General features: G+C 57.9%; 1 protein-coding gene. It reads right to left on the reverse strand.

Annotated features, from left to right (window positions below; all coding sequences use genetic code 11):
* The coding region (locus tag AB4043_RS23330; RefSeq protein WP_442308239.1) for a fibronectin type III domain-containing protein at window positions 1–2,146 on the reverse strand (2,146 nt) is incomplete at both ends.

Below are 2,146 nucleotides of genomic sequence, written 5' to 3' on the forward strand. Positions count from 1 at the left end.
GTGTAATTCAAATGCGCACTGACCACGGCGGAGCCCACCGGAATTCCGGGGACAGMGGGGAAAGTCCAGGTGAACAACTGCCAGGTGTTGGTCACCCCGATAAAGGTATGAGAGATACCCAGGCCCTGCAGCGAGAACGTGGCACTGCCGCTACTGATGCCTGACTGTTTCAACCAGACACTCACCTCATAGGTATGCCCTGGTTGAAACTGCTCATTCGCAGGTCCGACAAACGCATTCTGGATCCATTGCCAGATTCCCTGTTTCTCCGTTTTCGCATCAGTGATCTCAAGGCTCAGCCCTCCAGGATCGGAAGGCGGCACGTCTGTAGAAAGCGTGTAGGGTACTGTCGCGGTACGTGTGTCAGCGGTAAGCGTCTCCGCGGACCAGACCGGGGTGTAGGAGGTCATGCGTGAAGCAAGCAGGGAGAGGCCTGGCACCGCAGGTTGGTTGTCCAGAGCCAGCCAGATAATATCTCCGGCCAAGGTTGGTGGTCCGGAATCGGCAAAGGTGATGGTATTGTCAGCCGGAACGCTATCTGAGACAGCGGTATAGCCGGTCACCGTATCCGTGCGCAGCAACGACCATGCGCCATTGCTGAAGCGATAGGTCCTTGCCGTGGCTCCCACGAAATACCCTGTAGCAATGCTGCTGTAATAAGGTGTCCCTCCGTCATTAGTGGCAATGAACGTTGTTGCCGTTCCATTCTGGCTGGCGGTAAGACTCACGCGTGCGTCATAGGGAGAAAACCCTCCGTCGGAAAGCCAGGCATTCTCAGTGATGTTGGAGCCGTCTTTCGGCTGCATGTTAAATCCAGCGTTGACCGGATTGGCCGCCACCACCTGCGGATAAATGCTGAAGCTGGCAGCAGCATTAGTTCCTGCTACGGGGGTGACCGGGGTAACCACCACTTCATTCGAGAGGGCGCTGGTACCGGCGGAACTCTGCGCAGACACTTTGAAGAAGTAAGGCGTAGCGTTGGTGAGCCCTGACACGGCATAGGTTGTTCCTGTAACACCGGTCGCGATAGGCGTTGTGCTTTCGGCTCCGGTACTAGTGCCCTCGTACACGTTGTACGACGTAGCTCCCGCGGACGCAGTCCAACCGAGAGTAGCCAGCGCATTGCCGGCCGTCCCTGTCAGTGAAGGCGCTTCCGGAATGGTCGACGGTGTGACGCTGACTTCAGCGGACAACCCACTCGGGCCCGACAGGTTCACGGCCGCTACTTCAAAGTAATAGGTAGTCCCGTTGGTTAGTCCAGCAGCGGTATAGGTAGGAGAGGTAAGCCCGGCTGCTATAGGAGTTACACTTTCTCCTCCGGATGCGGTGCCCCTATACACGTTATAGGAGGCCGCACCTGCAACGGCTGCCCAGGTAAGTGTGGCCTGCGCGTTACCGTATGTTGCCGTCAGGCCGGTGGGTGCGGAGGGTACTGGAGGCATCGGCGTTGTAGTGGCCTCGTTTGAAACACCGCTTGCTCCGGCGGGGTTTACCGCCGCAACGGTAAAATAGTATGCGGTTCCGTTAGCCAGGCCAGTAGCGATATAGCTGGCCGACGTGACACCTGTGGCAATAGGCATCGCATTCTCTTGACCGGACGCGGTGCCCTCATACACGTTGTACGACGTCGCGCCCGTCACCGGCGTCCAGGTCAGCGATGCCTGGTTGTTGCCTGCTGTCGCCGTCAAACCTGCCGGCGTTGCTGCTGGAGACGACGTAACCACAGCGAAGCTGGTTCCTACCCGAATCTCGTCCAGCGAACTCTGCCCCGTTCCGCTGCCGCCGTAGTAACTGAGACCCTGGAAAGCAAAGCTGCTCGATGTCGAGAACGTTGCATTCGGAGTCGCCGGAGCAGCACCGCCAAGCGATGATGGATTGACATAGAGGTTGGCCACATTTGTGGCACCGAAAGTGATCTGCAGGACCAGCAGAGCCGGAGTACCCACAACCACAGGAACATTGCTCTGCACGGTTGTGCCGTTGTAATTCAGACTCCAATACTGCGTGGAACCGGTATTGGAAGCAGTGCCAAAATAACCTGCCTGCAGGTTCGCCGGATATGGCCACCAACTGCTAGTCCCGCCCTGTGCGGTGAGAGACAGCGAATTCTGCTGGGTGCCGCTGGCGTCCTTGCGCATTAAGAAAC

Origin of the sequence: Terriglobus sp. YAF25 (assembly GCF_052113305.1) — a bacterium.
Taxonomy (GTDB): domain Bacteria; phylum Acidobacteriota; class Terriglobia; order Terriglobales; family Acidobacteriaceae; genus Terriglobus.